This window comes from Bradyrhizobium elkanii USDA 76 (assembly GCF_023278185.1).
GTDB classification, from domain to species: Bacteria; Pseudomonadota; Alphaproteobacteria; order Rhizobiales; family Xanthobacteraceae; genus Bradyrhizobium; species Bradyrhizobium elkanii.
In genome coordinates, this window is sequence record NZ_CP066356.1 from 7,865,150 (window position 1) to 7,880,332 (window position 15,183).

Here is a 15,183-nt window from a genome sequence, read left to right on the forward strand (position 1 = left end):
AACCGGGACGCTACTGGAACGCTTCCTGGCTTGTACACAGTATCCACAGGAACCCGCGTCCGCATGACGAGTTCAACGGGAAGTAATCGGAGGAGTACCATGATTTCCGACCCTAGCGATGCGGCCATCGATCAGATCGTGGCGAGCTGCAATGGCGACCTGCGCGGCGCCCTGAAGGCACTGTTGCTGGTGAATGAGCACCTGGAGGCGGAGCTTCAGCAATTCTATGCTGCCGTAGCCCAGGACACCGCGTCCCGCGGCAAGTTCTTGCACTAGCCTCTGCGCCGGACCGTATCGCGAGCAGGCATCAGGCTCGCGAGCAACGTGCCCATTCGCGGCCATCGCCCCACGATCGCGATCAATCGCACGCAATCAGATATCGCGGCCTTCGACCTTTTCGGTCAGCTGCTTGACGATCTGCGGCACCTTCTCGAGGTAGGGATCGACAGCCAGCGCCTTGCGGAAGGCGTCGAGCGCACGCTTGTCGTCGCCCATGTCCTGCATGATCATGCCGACGCCCGCCAGCGCGCCGAAATGGCGGGGTTCGCGGGTCAGCACCTGCTGCAGGTCTCCCAGCGAACGAACGTAGTCGTTCTTCAAATAGTAGATCGTCGCACGCCGGTTCCAGGCCTCGACATAGTCGGGGCGGAGCTTGATCACCGCGTCCAGCAGCTTCAGCGCGACATCGACATTCTGGGCGTCGATCGCCGCCTTGGCGCGCACCATCAACAGCGCCGCGGTATCGCTCGGGGTTTGCAGCCACAGCGCCCAGATCCGCGCCTCGACATGGCGGGCGCTGTCCTCGTCGGGCGCGGCCTTCAGCGCGCCGAACAGGAAATCCAGTCCGCGGCTGCGGTCGGCCGGCACCTTCGGCAGCTTGGTCGGCGCTTCAGGTAGTTTTTTCTGGGCCTTGGGCGACGGGACCACCCGCGGATCGTCCTGCGCGACGGCTGCAACAGGCATGGCCAGAAGCGCGGCGATCAGGATCGCCAGCCGGCGGTTGGCGGGCCCCAGGAACTTGAATCCGAGCTTTAATCCCATGGCCGAAGTCTAGACGCACAACGCCGCACTGCAAAGCAGCGCGGCGTCAAAGACCTGTGAAGGAAGGATCGGAATCGGCCGGCGATCCGGGCGGGATCAGCCTTGTCGATCAGCGTTAGCGGATCAGCCCTGGCGCGCCTTGAAGCGGCGCTGGACCTTGTTGATCACATAGACGCGGCCCTTGCGACGAACCAGACGGTTGTTGCGATGGCGGCCGCGCAGCGACTTGAGCGAGTTACGGACCTTCATGGGACAATCCTGTTACTTCGAAAGGCCCGTGTTGGAGGCCGTACCTGATCAATGCCAATATTTGGCAAAATGGGATTTATCCCGACAAGCGGCCTGCCGCCCGGGACGGCCGCGTTCTAAGCCATCGGACCGTTAAATGTCAACCGAGACGGGCCGATTTTCGGGACTGGCCTGGCCTGGAACCCGCTTGGGGCATCGTGCCACGCCCTTGAGATCGCTTCGGAAACGACGACAGCCGCAATTATCCGGGCCATCGAGGCGACCCGCCGTCTCCCTTTGACGACAGCGTCACGACCGCCGAATCGCGTTTTCGTCCTCCTCGCGCCCGCCTCGACCAGACCTCGCGCCGGATTGATCGGTGCGCGGCCATAGTTCTTCAACTCCTCGGCGCTTGCGAAAATCGTTATATCATATAATTATTTTCCATCACCAATGACACGCCGCCGGGGAAGCGCAATGCCCAAGCTCAAACTGCCCGACATCGAAAAGGTCACCGCGATCGACATCCACACCCATGCCGAGGAGCCGTGCGGCATGCATGGCGACGACGGCTATGACGACTTCCAGGCGCAGATGGCCGACTATTTCAAGTCGCCGCACAAGCATCCGCCGACCGTGCCGGAGACCGCGGCCTATTACCGCGCCAAGAACATCGCCGCGGTGATCTTCCCGGTCGACGCCGAGCGCGAGACCGGCTTCCGCCGCTACAACAATTACGAAATGCTCGAGGTCGCCTCCGACCATCTCGACGTGCTGATCCCGTTCGTCTCGATCGATCCGCACAAGGGCAAGCTCGGCGTACGCGAGGCACGCAAGCTGATCGAGGAATACGGCGTCCGCGGCTTCAAATTCCATCCGACCATGCAGGGCTTCTACGCCAACGACCGCATGGCCTATCCGCTCTATGAAGCCATCAATGACGGCGGCGCGATCGCGCTGTTCCACACCGGCCAGACCGGCGTCGGCTCAGGCATGCCGGGCGGCATGGGGATGCGGCTGAAATATTCCAACCCGATGTACATGGACGACGTCGCGGCCGATTTCCCCGACCTCAAGATCATCCTCGCGCATCCCTCCTTCCCGTGGCAGGAAGAGGCGCTGTCGGTCGCGACCCACAAGCCGAACGTCTATATCGACCTCTCCGGCTGGTCGCCGAAATACTTCCCGCCGATCCTGGTGCGCTACATCAACTCGATCCTGCAGGACAAGATGCTGTTCGGCTCCGACTGGCCGGTGATCACGCCGGACCGCTGGCTCGCCGACTTCGCCAAGCTCGACATCCGCGAGGAGATCCGGCCGAAGGTCATGAAGGCCAACGCGCGCAAGATTTTGGGGATCTAAGGGAGTATTGTCGGCGGCAAGCTTCGGAGGTGGTTCATGACGAACTTCGCCGGACTTGCCGCATCCCTCGCCACACTTCTGATCGGAAGCGCGGAGCTTGCCTGCGCAGCCGGCGCCGAGCCACCGCCCGCCTTCGTCGAATTCGAGAGCCCGCTTGCAAGCGCGCAGCCGCTGCAGGGCTATCTGCGATTGCCCGACGGACCGGGCCCTTCGCCCGCCGTGGTGCTGCTGCACGGCTGCGGCGGCTTTTTTAAGCAACTCGACGAGCGCTGGGGCAAGCGGCTGGCGGCCTGGGGCTACGTCACCCTCACGGTCGACCGGTTCGGCCCACGGGGCATCACCAGCACCTGCGCGAGCGGGCCGCCGGCTGCGACCGTCCACGACGCCTATCGTGCGCTGAGTTTCCTCGCGCGGCAATCGGCGGTTGATCCTGCCCGCGTCGCGGTGATCGGGTTCTCGCAAGGCGCGTGGCTTGCCCTGTTCTCGGTCGAGCGCGGCGCGATCGAGCGTAACGCCAAGGAGAAATTCCGTGCGGCCGTCGCGTTCTATCCGCCCTGCCTCAGCATCAAGGGCGACATGACGGTGCCGACGCTGATCATGGTCGGCGAGCTCGACGACTGGACCCCGGCCAAGGAGTGCCGGAATCTGGCCGAAGGCCGCGATGACTACGGCATCTCACGGCAGAAAGAGCTGGGGTATCCGATCGAACTCATCGTCTATTCCGGCGCCTATCATGATTTCGACGTACCGTCATTCCGCGCGCCCCAGAAGCTGCTCGGTCATCACCTCGAATTCAACGAGGTGGCCAGGGATCAATCCATCGACGCACTCAGGAAATTCCTGTATGCGACAATCGGCGGGCAAGAGAGATCACAATGACCATCAAGGCAATCATCTTCGACGCCTACGGCACGCTCTACGACGTCCAGTCGGTGGCCGACGTCACCGAGGATGCGTTCCCCGGCTACGGCGACATCATCACGCAGGTCTGGCGCATCAAGCAGCTCGAATATAGCTGGCTGCGTTCGCTGATGCGGCGCTACCAGGATTTCGCCGTCGTAACGCGCGACTCCCTCGCCTACACGCTGCGCTGCCTCGGCCTGCAATATGACGCGGCGACCTTCGCCCGCATCATCGACAAATATCAGCATCTGGCGCTGTATCCGGATGCGGTCGCCGCGCTCGAGGCGATGAAGGACAAGAAGCTTGCGATCCTCTCCAACGGCAGCCCCGACATGCTGAACGCGCTGGTGCGCAACTCAGGATTAGACCGCATGCTCGATGCGACCATCAGCGTCGATGCCCACAAGGTGTTCAAGCCGGCGCCCGAGGCCTACACGCTGATCGAGGAAGTGCTGAAAGTACCGCCGGCGGAGGTGCTGTTCATTTCCTCCAATCCGTGGGACGCCTGCGGTGCCAAGTCGTTCGGCCTCAACGTCGCATGGATCGAGCGGGTGACGCCGGAAGCGATGGCGCTGGCCTGCGTCGAAAGCGAGACGGTCGCCCCATTGACGATGTTCAAGGCGCTGCGTACCCAGATGGACGAGCTCGGCGTCGTGCCCGATCACCGGATCCACGGTCTCTCCGAACTTCCTGCCCTGGTGTCTGCAAGGTCCTGAACAGCATGAGCCTCGAGTCCGTCCGCGCCTTCTTCGCCGAGAAGGCGCCCGAAATCTCCGTGATCGAATCCACCACGAGCTCCGCGACCGTCGTGCTGGCGGCGGAAGCCTATGGCGTCGAGCCGGCGCGGATCGCCAAGACGTTGAGCCTGCGGGTCGGCGACCGCGTGGTGCTGATTGTCGCCGCCGGGACGTCACGAATGGACAACAAGAAGGTCAAGGCGGCGTTCGGCGGCAAGCCGAAGATGCTCGGCCTCGACGAGGTCGCCGACATCACCGGTCACGAGGTCGGCGGCGTCTGTCCGTTCGGGCTGAAGACGCCGCTTCCGGTCTATTGCGACGTATCGCTGAAGGCATTCGACGTCGTGGTGCCGGCCGCGGGCTCGACCCACAGCGCAGTCCGCATCACGCCCGACAGGATGGCGGAGCTGACCGCGGCCGAATGGGTCGACGTCTGCGAAGTCAGACCTGAGAACTAATCCTCATCGTCGAACGGCGGCCGCGATGGCGCCGGCTGCACCGGCTGCGGTGCACGCGGCCGCTGCTGCATCTGCGGCTGCTGCGGCGCACGACCCTGCATTTGCGGCTGTTGAGCCCGGCCTTGTGTCTGTTGCTGTTGCGCGTTCGATTCGAACACGGCACGACAATTGTTGGAAAGTTGCGGCGTGTTCTGCCGCAGGCAAGCCACGATGCGCTGCACGTCGGGCACCTGGTCGCTGCAGAGCCGCCACACGTCCGGTGTGCACGCCATCTGCTGTTCCCAGGTTCCCCGATACTCCTCGGCGACCGCGGCCGTTGCCGTGGCAGCTCCGCCGATCGCTATGGCAAGGCTCAGGACGATCCGCTGCGATCGCATGTCGGGCTCCCGTTGTTCCAGATACTGGCCCGCGCGCGCAGGTTCCCGCGCCGCGATTTGCTCCAAAGCTGCCCAATGAATGCGGCCAAGGATCGTTCGCGCGGACAACTAAAAGTGAAGAGGGTCTGCCCGCTGGGGAGATCCCTATTCGACCTTGCCGATCTTTTTCACCGCCGCGATCAACCGCGCGCTGTCGTCTGCAACAAATTTTGAGAACGCCGGCGCGTCCATATAGGCGACCGGACTGCCCGCGGTTTCGAAGGTCTTGATCACCTCCGGCGCCTTCACGGCATCGGCCATCGCCGCGCGCAGCCGGTCCATGATCGGCACCGGAAGCGTTGACTGCGCGAACAATCCCGCCCAGATGTAGAACTCGACGTCCTTGTAACCGAGCTCCTTGAAGGTCGGCAGATCGGGGAAGCTCGCGATCCGCTCGGCGCCCCAATTGGCGAGCACGCGCATCTTGCCGTCCTCGACCTGCTGCTTGAGCGTGCCCGGCGCCGACGCCAATGCCTGCACCGTGCCGGAAAGCAGCGCGGTGAGCGCCGGGCCTGCACCGCGGAACGGCACGTGCAGCAGCTTTATTCCCGCGCTTGCCGCGAACATCTCCATCGCGACATGCAGCGTGCCGTACGGACCGGACGAGCCGTAAGGGATCTGTCCCGGGCGCTTCTTCGCGTCGTCGACGAATTCCTGCAGCGACTTCCACGGCGCCGAGGCCGGCACCGCCAGCAGCGTCGGGTCGGCGAGCACGCGCGCGATCGGCGCGAACTGCGACACCTCATAAGCCACCGGACGATCGAACAGCCGGTCGGCCTCCGGCAGCACCGCGAGCGAGGACAGCGTCATCAGCAGCGTGTAGCCGTCGGGCTCGGCGCGCGCGGCCTGTGCATTGCCGATCGATCCGCCTGCTCCGCCGGCGCGATTGTCGACGATCACGGGTTTGCCGAGGATGCGCTCCAGCGCGAGCGCCACCGGCCGCGCCGCAAGGTCGGCCTGGCCGCCGGCCGGAAACGGCACGATCATCGTGATGTTGCGGTTGGGATAGGCGCCTTGCGCAAACGCGGAGTTGGCGAGCGCTGTCTGCGCAAGCGGCAATGCGGCAGCGGCGCGCAGGAGTTCGCGGCGATTCATCGAGTGTTTCTCCCCAATCATTTTTGGCGATCGCAGCCGATCGCGATGCCGCGGTCAGAGCCGCGGCTTGCTGGCATCGTGCAGGAGCGAGAGGCGCATCTCAAGCGTCCCGCTGCCGTATCCGGTGCGGACTGACCGATGGGGAAGATCGAGCCGGGCGGGTCGGGCCGAGTACATGCTGAGATTCGATCGAATAACGACGGCGCTGTGCTCCCTCTCCCCGTTCTTACGGGGAGAGGGTTGGGGTGAGGGGCTGCCTCCGCGTAAATGGCGACAGTTGGACTTGTGGCGGCTCCCTCTCACCCGGAACGCATCTAACGATGCGTCGTAGCCGAAGCTCCGCTTCGGCGTTCTTGAGAACGGCCGCCAAAGGCGGCCTATACCTCTCCCCGCACGGGGGGCGAGGTAAAGCTGAGTCCGCTGCGCGATGCGATGTAAGTCGCCTTGCTCTAACGCTTGCGCGCCGCCTTGCGGGTCTTTCCGACCGACCGCTTGCCGGCCGCGCCGCGCTTGGTCGCGGTCTTCCTGCTGGCGGCCGCGCGTCGGACTGGAGCTGCTGCGGCCGGCCGCTTGCGCGCCACCGCCTTCTTCGGCGCCTTCCTGGCCGTTTCCCTCGCAGCTTTCTTAGCGGTCTTCTTCGCTGCTTGCGGACGCGCGCGTCGCGCGGTTGTCGCGCTGCGGCGCCGCGTGCTGCTGCCTCCGATCGGAACGAGGTGGTCGTCGGCATCCAGTGTGAGCTGCTGGAGCGGGAACGCCGGCAGGAAGCTCGGGTCGTTGTAGAGCTTGCTCAAACTATCCTGATCGAACTTGCCGCCCTGCCCGCGATCTTCGCCCGCGCCGGCGCGCCAGGCCGCTTCCCAGACCCGGGCCAGGGTCTTGGCACCGTCCTGCATGCAGGCCGCGGTGGCGTCCTTCAGCTTCGACCACAGCGCCTCGACCTGGCCGCTGCCCATATGCGAATTGAACAGGTTGACGATGGTCATCGGCGGCAGCCGCTTCACGGTCCGCTGCATCAGCGCGACCACGGCAACCGCGGCGTCGCGGCCGGTCGGCGTGCCGCCAAGGACGATCTCGGCAACGTCGCTGGTCCGGGCGTCAGGGATCATCTTGATGAGATCCTTGCCGTGGCGGCCGATCATCGTGGTCTCGTACACGCTGTGCACCTTGGCGTGCGCCTTGTCGTTCGGATCGAGGCCATGGTGGAATTGAGAGATGTGCAGCGGCTGGCAGGCATCGCCGATGTAATGCGCGACAATGCCCGCGGCGCAGACAAATTCCAGCTTCTTGTTGGCGGCGGCGTACTCGACCATCTCGTCGAAAATCTGCCAGACCCGGAACGGCAGCGCGCCGCGCCGGTCCTCGCCGATCCCCTCGTAATAGTCGTTCCAGACCTTCGGATCGACGTTGCGCATCGACTCCGCGCAAAGGTCGAGCAGCGTCTTGCCGTCCCTGCCCGGCTTGTCCATGTCGGCGAAATGGTTGCTTTCGTCGGTGTGCCGGGTGAAGCGCCAGACCAGGTCGGCGACATCGGCCAACGGCGAGAACGTGCCTCGCTGATGTGGCTTGAGGTCGGCGAGCAGCTTGTCGTCGAGGCCGATATTGTCGGAATTGGCGTCCATCATGATGGCGAGCTTGGGCAGCTTCGCATCGATCAGACCGGTCGCATAGGCGCCGATCTTGACGTGGCCCCATTCGCCCCAATACTCGGTGTGGCCGGCGTTCCAGTCGCCGATCAATTCGACATCGAGCTCGCGGCACAGCGTCGCCATGCAGATGCCGAGCGCAACCTGCATCGGGACCTTGCCGCTCGATCCGAACAGTTCCTGGCCGCCCCATTCGAGCGCCAGGGGACTGAGGATCCGCGCGCCGCTGGCGTTCCTCCTGGCGTCCGGATCGTCAACGAACCAGACCGTGCCGGAGTCGCCCGGATAATTGTTGAGCGGCGTGTCGCCGTCGCGCGGGCCGATCACGAAATCGCTGACATATTCCATGCCGCCGACGGTCTTGTAGCGATAGAACAGGCCGAGGATCTTGCCCTTCATCAATCCGCTGGTCGCACCGAACGCGATCAGCGGCTGGTTGATGATGTCGAGACGGAAGGTGCCGACATTGAGATCGACGACGTCGCCGACCTGGCCGACGCCGTAAACCTGTGCGGTCCAGCCCTTGACGTCATCGACGCGGATCAGGCCGGCATCGAGATTGGCCACCACGCGCGAGCCCGGCCAGCCCGGATAGACCTCGCTGAAGGCGCGCTTGCCGAGTTGCAGCGCATCGCTGACGCCGAGGCGGCGGTCGGTGTTCTTGAAGCCGGCGAAGATCTCGCGGCCGGCGGCGCCGACCACGTGACGGTTGGAGAGCGCGAACACCGTCTCGCCATTGGTGACGAGACAGCCGATCGAGCCACGGTGGATCTTGCCCTGGATCATGGTCTGCGCCGGAAAGCCGCCGCCGACCAGATCGCTCTTGAACACCGGCGGATCGATGGTGCCGGGGCTGCCCTCGTTCGGATCGACCTTGACGACGCAGGTGGGCACGACGCGACCGTCGGGCAGATAGAGGAACGGAGGCACCAGCTGATCCTGCTTCTCGGGATGGTTCTTCAGCTCGGAGCGCTTCATCCAGTCGCGGACAAAGACGAGGATGCAGGGCCACGACCAGTCCTTGACCGACGAATTGAACAGCGTGCGTGGACCGAGCGCCTGCGGTTTGGAGTGCGCCTTTCTTTCCGTCGCGTTGCGATCGTTGTCGCGGATCAGATAGCGCCCGATCGCCGTGGCGTAGACCGATTGCAGATGGGCCAGGTGCACGTGATAGGCCTCGCGGGCATCGAGCAGGTCCTTCACCGACAATGACGTGAAATCATGCTTGGTCAGATCAATCATCTGGTTCCTCCGAAAATGCGCTTTGCGGCAACACCGGTTCAGGACGCAGAAATAGACGATCGCGGCAGCCCACGATCATGGGTTAGTTCACATAAGTTATACAATTTAAAAGGGATGACACGAATGTGACGGGGCGGGCCGGATGTGCCTCCGCCGGTCCGCGTGCGGATTTCTATTTCCGCTGGGCGCGCCCTTTGGCGAAATGCTTGGCCAGGAAATCCGCCAGCACCTCGACGCGCGCGGGACGCGGGCCGCCGGGCGGGGTGACGAGATGCACGGCCCCCTCGGGCTGCTTCCAGCCTTTCAGGATCACTTCGACCTCGCCGCGCGCGATCGCATCGCCAACGATGAAGTCGGGCAGATCGGCGATGCCGAGTCCCGCGAGCAGCGCGGGCATCACCGCCTCGCCGTTGTTGACCCGGAGCTGGCCGGCGGGACGCACGCTCGCCTGCTCGCCCGACGCGTTGGTGTAGTGCCAGACGCCCTGGGTCGAGAGATAGGCGTAGCCGAAGCATTTGTGCTCGGCGAGATGCATCGGATGGGTCGGCCGGCCGTGGCGCTTCAGATAGGACGGCGCGGCCACCGTGTAGCGCGGCATGCCGCACAGCCGCCGCGCGATCAGCGAGGAATCCGGCAGCCGCGCGATGCGCAGGCCGGCATCAAAGCCCTCGCCGATCAGGTCGACCGTCGCGTCGCTCAAATGCAGGTCGATCGAAACCTCCGGATAGGCCTCCATGAATTCCGGCAGCAGCGGCGCCACCGTCTTGATGCCGAAGCTCATCGGCACCGCGAGCCGCACCAGGCCACGCGGCGTGGTCGATTGCGCCAACGCCTCGTTCTCGGCGGCCTCGCCATCGGCGAGCAGCCGCGCGGCGCGCTCCGACAATTTCTGGCCGGCATCGGTCAGCGCCAGCCGCCGCGAGGTGCGGTTGAACAGCCGGGCGCCGAGCCGCTCCTCCAGCCGGCTGACCGCCTTGGACACCGTCGCCTTGGACAGCGAGAGCTCGGTCGCGGCGGCCGCAAATGACCGTAATTCCACGACTTTTGCGAAGATCGCGAGCGCCTCGAAGTCCGGCAGTTTCGACATGGGCCGCTGTCCTGATTGCTCAAAATGGAAACAATGAGTTTCAATAGTTTCTATTTCTATACCACAGCCGGAGGCATATCCAAGTGCCAACAAATTCAACCGATGGAGAAATCCAATGACCAAGAAGCTCTCAGGCAAGGTTGCCCTCGTCACCGGCGGTTCGCGCGGCATCGGCGCGGCCAGCGCCCGTGCACTCGCCGCGGAAGGTGCCAGCGTCGCGATCAGCTACGTTGCCTCTCCCGAGAAGGCCGAGGCCGTGGTCGCCGAGTTGAAGGGCAAGGGCGTCAACGCCCGCGCGTACAAGGCCGACCAGGCCTCGTCTTCGGATGTCGATCACCTGGTGAAGACCGTCGCCAAGGATTTTGGCCGGCTCGACATCCTGGTCAACAACGCCGGTGTCGCATCGGGCGGCGCGGTCGACGATCCCAAGGCCGACACCGCGACGCTCGCCCGGCAGGAGGCGATCAACATCGACGGCGTGATCACCGCGATCCGCGCCGCCTCCAGGCTGATGGGTGAAGGCGGCCGCATCGTCACCGTCGGCTCGATGCTGGCGGACCGCGCCTCGTTCCCGGGCCTTGCCGACTACGTCGCCACCAAGGCGGCCGTCGTCGGATACACCAAGGGCGCGGCGCGCGACCTCGGACCGCGCGGCATCACGGTGAACGTGGTGCAGCCCGGCTCGATCGACACCGACATGAACCCGAAGGACGGCGGCGAGTTTGCCGAGACGCAACGCCTGCAGCACGCGCTGCAGCGCTTCGGCCGCCCCGAGGAGGTCGCCGCCGGCGTCGTGTTCCTGGCAAGCCCGGAAGCCTCGTTCGTGACCGGCACCGTGCTCAACGTCGACGGCGGCTTCGGCGCCTGATCGCAAAATTTTCTGGAGACGCCGGGCGCAGAGCGCCCGGCCCGCTCCTCAACATCGACATCAAGGGGAATGACCATGATCGAACTCAGACCATTCGCAAAGCTTGGCGGCGCCGACCACGGCTGGCTGAAGGCCAAGCACCACTTCTCGTTCGCGAGCTACTACGATCCCGACAATGTCAGCCACGGCGCACTGCGTGTGTGGAATGACGACGAGATCGCGCCCAACTCCGGCTTTCCGGCGCATCCGCACGCCAACATGGAGATCATCACCTATGTTCGCGAAGGCGCGATCACGCACCAGGATTCGCTCGGCAACAAGGGACGCACCGAAGCCGGCGACGTCCAGGTGATGAGCGCCGGCAGCGGCATCCGTCACTCCGAGTACAATCTGGAGCCGGCGAAGACCAAGATCTTCCAGATCTGGATCGAGCCGACGACGACGGGCGGCCACCCGACCTGGGGCTCGAAGCCGTTCCCGAAGGCGGACCGCTCCGGCAAACTCGTCACCATCGCCTCGGGTATCGAGGGCGACGACGACGCGCTGCCGATCCGCGCCAATGCGCGAGTGCTCGCCACCACGCTGAAGGCCGGCGAGAGTGCGGAATATTCCGCCGACAAGGCCCGTCACCTCTATCTGGTGCCGGCGGCCGGCAGCATCGAGGTCAACGGCGTGCGCGTCAATGCGCGCGACGGCGCCGCGATCCGCGATGAAGCCAAGCTGAAGATCACCGCGCTCGAGGATGCCGAGCTCGTGCTGGTCGACGCGGCGTAATCCAACCCCCACGCGTCATGCCCGGGCTTGACCCGGGCATCCATCCCCTTCGGAAGAGTCTCTGAGAACGATGGATTGCCGGGTCAAGCCCGGCAATGACAACCCCTAACCCAACTTCTCTCCCCCACCCAAAGGAGGCCATCATGGCCAAGGTTCTCGTTCTCTATTACTCCGCCTACGGTCACATCGAAGCCATGGCGAATGCCGTCGCGGAAGGCGCGCGCGAAGCCGGCGTCACCGTCGACATCAAGCGCGTGCCCGAGCTGGTGCCGGCCGAAGTCGCCAAGGCCTCGCACTACAAGCTCGACCAGGCCGCGCCGGTCGCCAAGATCGACGATCTCGCCAACTACGATGCGATCATCGTCGGCACCGGTACCCGCTTCGGCCGCATGGCCTCGCAGATGGCCAACTTCCTCGACCAGGCCGGCGGCCTCTGGGCCAAGGGCGCGCTCAACGGCAAGGTCGGCGGCGCCTTCACCTCGAGCGCGACCCAGCATGGCGGCCAGGAGACCACGCTGTTCTCGATCATCACCAACCTCCTGCATTTCGGCATGACGGTGGTCGGTCTGAACTATGGCTTTGCCGGACAGATGAGGCTCGACGAGGTCACCGGCGGCGCGCCCTACGGCGCAACCACGATCACCGGCGGCGACGGCAGCCGCCAGCCGAGCGAGAACGAACTCGCCGGCGCCCGCTATCAGGGCCGTGCGATCGCGGAGACCGCGAAGAAGCTGCGCGGCTGAGCCGCACGGTGAAGCCGGCTGGGTTTCACACCCGGCCGGACTCTTGCGCGACAGGGCGGCACTCTCCCTGACGATTGCCGGCCTGTCCGCTGTTTTTGGAAGCACCGGTTCCCGAAATCATCGGGACCATTTTCGTGGTATGCCGCAAGGCAGCTTGTCGGCGCAGCCCAGAGGTTTGTCATGACCAACACACAGAAGACCCGCTGGCCGGAACTGCCGACCGCGGCGTGGCGCGACAGCTGTGCCACGCTCCAGCTCTTCACCCAGATCGCCGGCAAGATCCGGCTGGCGAAGTCGCCCTGGCTCAATCACTCCTGGCACGTCACGCTCTATGTCACGGCGCGCGGGCTGACCACCTCGCCGATCCCCGACGGCGATCGCACGTTCGAGATCGACTTCGATTTCATCGATCACATGCTCCGCATCTCGACCAGCGACGGCACCGAACGGCAATTCGCGCTGGCCGGTCAATCGGTCGCGAGCTTCTACGCGGCGGTCATGACCAATCTGAAGGACCTCGGCATCGACGTCGCCATTGACGAGATCCCGAACGAAGTCGCCGACCCGATCCGGTTCTCGCAGGATACGCAGCATGCGTCGTATGACGCCGATGCCGTGCGCCGGTTTCACCAGATCCTTGTGAACTGCGACCGCGTGTTCAAGCAATTCCGGACCGGCTTTCTCGGCAAGGCGAGCCCGGTGCATTTCTTCTGGGGCAGCTTCGATCTCGCGGTGACGCGGTTTTCCGGCAGGACCGCGCCGCGGCATCCCGGCGGCGTGCCCCATTTGCCCGACGAGGTGGCGCACGAGGCCTATTCGCACGAGGTCAGCAGCGCCGGCTTCTGGCCGGGTGGCGGCGCGATCGATTATCCCGCGTTCTATTCCTACGCCTATCCGGAGCCCGCGGGCTATCGCGGCACGCCGGTGCGGCCCGACGCCGCCTTCTTCAGCGAGGCGCTCGGCGAATTCATCCTGCCTTACGATGCCGTGCGGACGGCTGCCGACCCCGACAAGGCGTTGCTCGAATTCCTGCAATCGAGCTATGAGGCGGCGGCCATCAATGCGAACTGGGACCGTGCTGCGCTGGAATGCGCACCGGGCCAGCCGGGCGTGGTCCGAGGGATCTAGTTCAGCCGCGCCGAGAGTTTCGGACAGTGACGCAGCGCCAGCACGGCGCGGTCGTAACCAAACGGTTCGTTTGCGATTCTCGTGGACAGTCGGCGAAGGCGGATAAGTTAAATTTTCGTGTTACGTCTTTACCGCATCGTTGCTTGGCCGAGCTATCTTTCGGACGACGCCACCGCGACCCCGGCCGGCTCGAACACAACAGGCAGTATATTCGTGAGCGCCCCGCAACCCGTCACGATCCCGCGACAACCATCGCACGCCGATCGGTCATGACGCGGCCATCGATCCTTGCCCTCGCGGTCAGCGCGTCCATTCTGCTGTCGGTCGCCGCGCGGGCCTGCCCCGTCTTGATCGAAGGCGTGCCGGCCGACCGGCTCAAGGCGCTGTCGCGCGGCGTCAATGCCGACGGCTGGATCGCCGATCCGCGGTCGGCGCCGCCCCGCGGCCTGCTGCTCGAGCTGCGCAAGGCCGGCATGACCCACATCCGGCTGCCGGTGCCCGCCGACTTCGTCATGCCGCGCTTCGCCGCGAAAGCGGAGATCGACAGCCGCCTGCGCACCGTCGATGCGGCGCTCAAGACCCTGCTCGGCCTCGGTTATGCGGTGTCGATCGACCTGCATTCCGGCGAGCGCTTCAACGCGCTGCACAAGGACGATCCTACCAGTGCGATGACCGAACTGAAGCGCGCCTGGACCGAGCTCGCAACGGTCATGCAGCGCTATCCGTCCGACCGTGTGTTTGCGGAACTGTTGAACGAGCCGGATGTCGAGGCCGTGCAATGGCAGGGCGAAGTCCGCGAGCTGGCCGGCTTCATTCGCGGCCTGCTGCAGCAGACCACGCTGATCACCGGGCCGGTCAACTGGCAGCGCGCGGATTCGCTGCCGGGCTTCACGCCGCTCGACGATCCGAACGTCGTCTATGCCATCCACTTCTACGATCCGATGGTGTTCACCCATCAGGCCCATTGGGATCCGAGTGAGCCACTGCACGACGTCACCGGATTGCCTTATCCGGTCCGCGCCGACGATCCCGGGGTTCAACAGCTGCGGGAGCAGCTCACCGCGCTGGACAAGCGCAAGGCACTCGCGATGGTGGACCGCGCCATTCCCGACCGCGGCATCGACAAATGGCTCGAGCCTGCCGCCGCCTGGCAGCGGCAATATTCGCGGCCGATCATCATCAACGAATTCGGTGTGCTCAAGGCCGGAGCGCCGCGCGACAGCCGGCTGCGCTGGCTCGCCGGCGTGACGGCCTACGCCCGGCAAGAATGCTGGGGCTGGACCCATTGGGAGCTGTCGCAGGGCTTCGGCCTCGCCGACGCCGTCACCGGCAAGGCCGACCGCGATGCGCTGCGGGCCCTGCTCGGCACCCGCTGACCCATCTGGTTAACCGGTTCTTACACAATGCGCGGCTAGATCGACGATGCTGGTGTGGCACGCCCACACGTCCGGTCACGTT

Annotated in this window: 16 protein-coding genes; 10 read left to right on the top strand and 6 right to left on the bottom strand. The window is 64.9% G+C overall.

The window, feature by feature from the left end:
- The first annotated feature begins 99 nt into the window (after positions 1-99).
- Positions 100-276 carry a hypothetical protein gene (locus tag JEY66_RS37235; RefSeq protein ID WP_018269760.1) on the top strand — a complete coding sequence of 59 codons (177 nt, stop codon included), beginning with the start codon at positions 100-102 and terminating at the stop codon, positions 274-276.
- Between the two features lie 96 nt (positions 277-372).
- On the opposite strand, the gene JEY66_RS37240 is transcribed toward JEY66_RS37235, so the two are convergent.
- Both JEY66_RS37240 and ykgO read right to left on the bottom strand, forming a co-directional pair.
- Positions 373-1,041 carry a tetratricopeptide repeat protein gene (locus tag JEY66_RS37240; protein ID WP_018269759.1) on the bottom strand — a complete coding sequence of 223 codons (669 nt, stop codon included), beginning with the start codon at positions 1,039-1,041 and terminating at the stop codon, positions 373-375.
- Positions 1,042-1,164: 123 nt separating this feature from the next.
- Positions 1,165-1,290, bottom strand: a complete 126-nt coding sequence (ykgO, locus tag JEY66_RS37245; RefSeq protein ID WP_002718645.1) for a type B 50S ribosomal protein L36 — start codon at positions 1,288-1,290, stop codon at positions 1,165-1,167.
- Positions 1,291-1,746: 456 nt separating this feature from the next.
- On the opposite strand from ykgO, the gene JEY66_RS37250 reads away from it, so the two are divergent.
- From JEY66_RS37250 to JEY66_RS37265, 4 genes are read left to right on the top strand one after another with little or no spacing between them, the layout of a single operon-like run.
- Complete coding sequence (locus JEY66_RS37250) at positions 1,747-2,631, top strand: 4-hydroxyphenyl-beta-ketoacyl-CoA hydrolase (RefSeq protein WP_018269758.1); 885 nt, start codon at positions 1,747-1,749, stop codon at positions 2,629-2,631.
- Positions 2,632-2,667: 36 nt separating this feature from the next.
- On the top strand, positions 2,668-3,510 hold the full coding sequence (locus JEY66_RS37255; RefSeq protein ID WP_016846149.1) for a dienelactone hydrolase family protein: 843 nt from the start codon (positions 2,668-2,670) through the stop codon (positions 3,508-3,510).
- Positions 3,507-4,250 (top strand): haloacid dehalogenase type II, encoded by a 744-nt coding sequence (locus JEY66_RS37260; protein WP_018269757.1) that lies wholly within the window; start codon positions 3,507-3,509, stop codon positions 4,248-4,250. Before JEY66_RS37255 ends, JEY66_RS37260 begins: the two co-directional genes overlap by 4 nt.
- A gap of 5 nt (positions 4,251-4,255) precedes the next feature.
- Positions 4,256-4,729, top strand: a complete 474-nt coding sequence (locus JEY66_RS37265) for a YbaK/EbsC family protein (RefSeq protein WP_016846151.1) — start codon at positions 4,256-4,258, stop codon at positions 4,727-4,729.
- Here JEY66_RS37265 and JEY66_RS37270 read toward each other — a convergent pair.
- The 4 genes from JEY66_RS37270 to JEY66_RS37285 all read right to left on the bottom strand — a co-directional run bounded on the left by JEY66_RS37270 (position 4,726) and on the right by JEY66_RS37285 (position 10,212).
- Positions 4,726-5,106 (bottom strand): hypothetical protein, encoded by a 381-nt coding sequence (locus JEY66_RS37270; protein ID WP_172648577.1) that lies wholly within the window; start codon positions 5,104-5,106, stop codon positions 4,726-4,728. The genes JEY66_RS37265 and JEY66_RS37270 overlap by 4 nt on opposite strands.
- 144 nt (positions 5,107-5,250) lie before the next feature.
- Positions 5,251-6,240, bottom strand: coding sequence for a tripartite tricarboxylate transporter substrate binding protein (locus tag JEY66_RS37275; RefSeq protein WP_016846153.1), 990 nt, complete (start codon positions 6,238-6,240; stop codon positions 5,251-5,253).
- A gap of 449 nt (positions 6,241-6,689) precedes the next feature.
- Positions 6,690-9,125 carry a Nal1-like putative serine protease gene (locus JEY66_RS37280; RefSeq protein ID WP_051110072.1) on the bottom strand — a complete coding sequence of 812 codons (2,436 nt, stop codon included), beginning with the start codon at positions 9,123-9,125 and terminating at the stop codon, positions 6,690-6,692.
- 172 nt (positions 9,126-9,297) lie between these two features.
- Positions 9,298-10,212 (bottom strand): LysR family transcriptional regulator, encoded by a 915-nt coding sequence (locus JEY66_RS37285; RefSeq protein ID WP_016846155.1) that lies wholly within the window; start codon positions 10,210-10,212, stop codon positions 9,298-9,300.
- A gap of 115 nt (positions 10,213-10,327) precedes the next feature.
- Here JEY66_RS37285 and JEY66_RS37290 point away from each other — a divergent pair, with 115 nt between their 5' ends.
- The 5 genes from JEY66_RS37290 (at position 10,328) to JEY66_RS37310 (ending at position 15,101) form a co-directional block, all read left to right on the top strand.
- A complete protein-coding gene (locus tag JEY66_RS37290) occupies positions 10,328-11,080 on the top strand; it encodes an SDR family NAD(P)-dependent oxidoreductase (RefSeq protein ID WP_018269756.1) in 753 nt (250 codons plus the stop codon).
- Positions 11,081-11,155: 75 nt separating this feature from the next.
- Positions 11,156-11,854, top strand: a complete 699-nt coding sequence (locus JEY66_RS37295) for a pirin family protein (protein ID WP_026192241.1) — start codon at positions 11,156-11,158, stop codon at positions 11,852-11,854.
- 143 nt (positions 11,855-11,997) lie between these two features.
- Positions 11,998-12,597 carry an NAD(P)H:quinone oxidoreductase gene (gene wrbA, locus JEY66_RS37300; RefSeq protein ID WP_016846158.1) on the top strand — a complete coding sequence of 200 codons (600 nt, stop codon included), beginning with the start codon at positions 11,998-12,000 and terminating at the stop codon, positions 12,595-12,597.
- A 180-nt stretch (positions 12,598-12,777) separates the two neighbouring features.
- Positions 12,778-13,725, top strand: a complete 948-nt coding sequence (locus tag JEY66_RS37305; protein ID WP_016846159.1) for a DUF5996 family protein — start codon at positions 12,778-12,780, stop codon at positions 13,723-13,725.
- A gap of 269 nt (positions 13,726-13,994) precedes the next feature.
- The gene (locus tag JEY66_RS37310; RefSeq protein WP_016846160.1) at positions 13,995-15,101 is read left to right on the top strand and encodes a glycoside hydrolase family 5 protein; all 1,107 of its coding nucleotides are present in this window, start codon (positions 13,995-13,997) and stop codon (positions 15,099-15,101) included.
- Positions 15,102-15,183 lie beyond the last annotated feature (82 nt).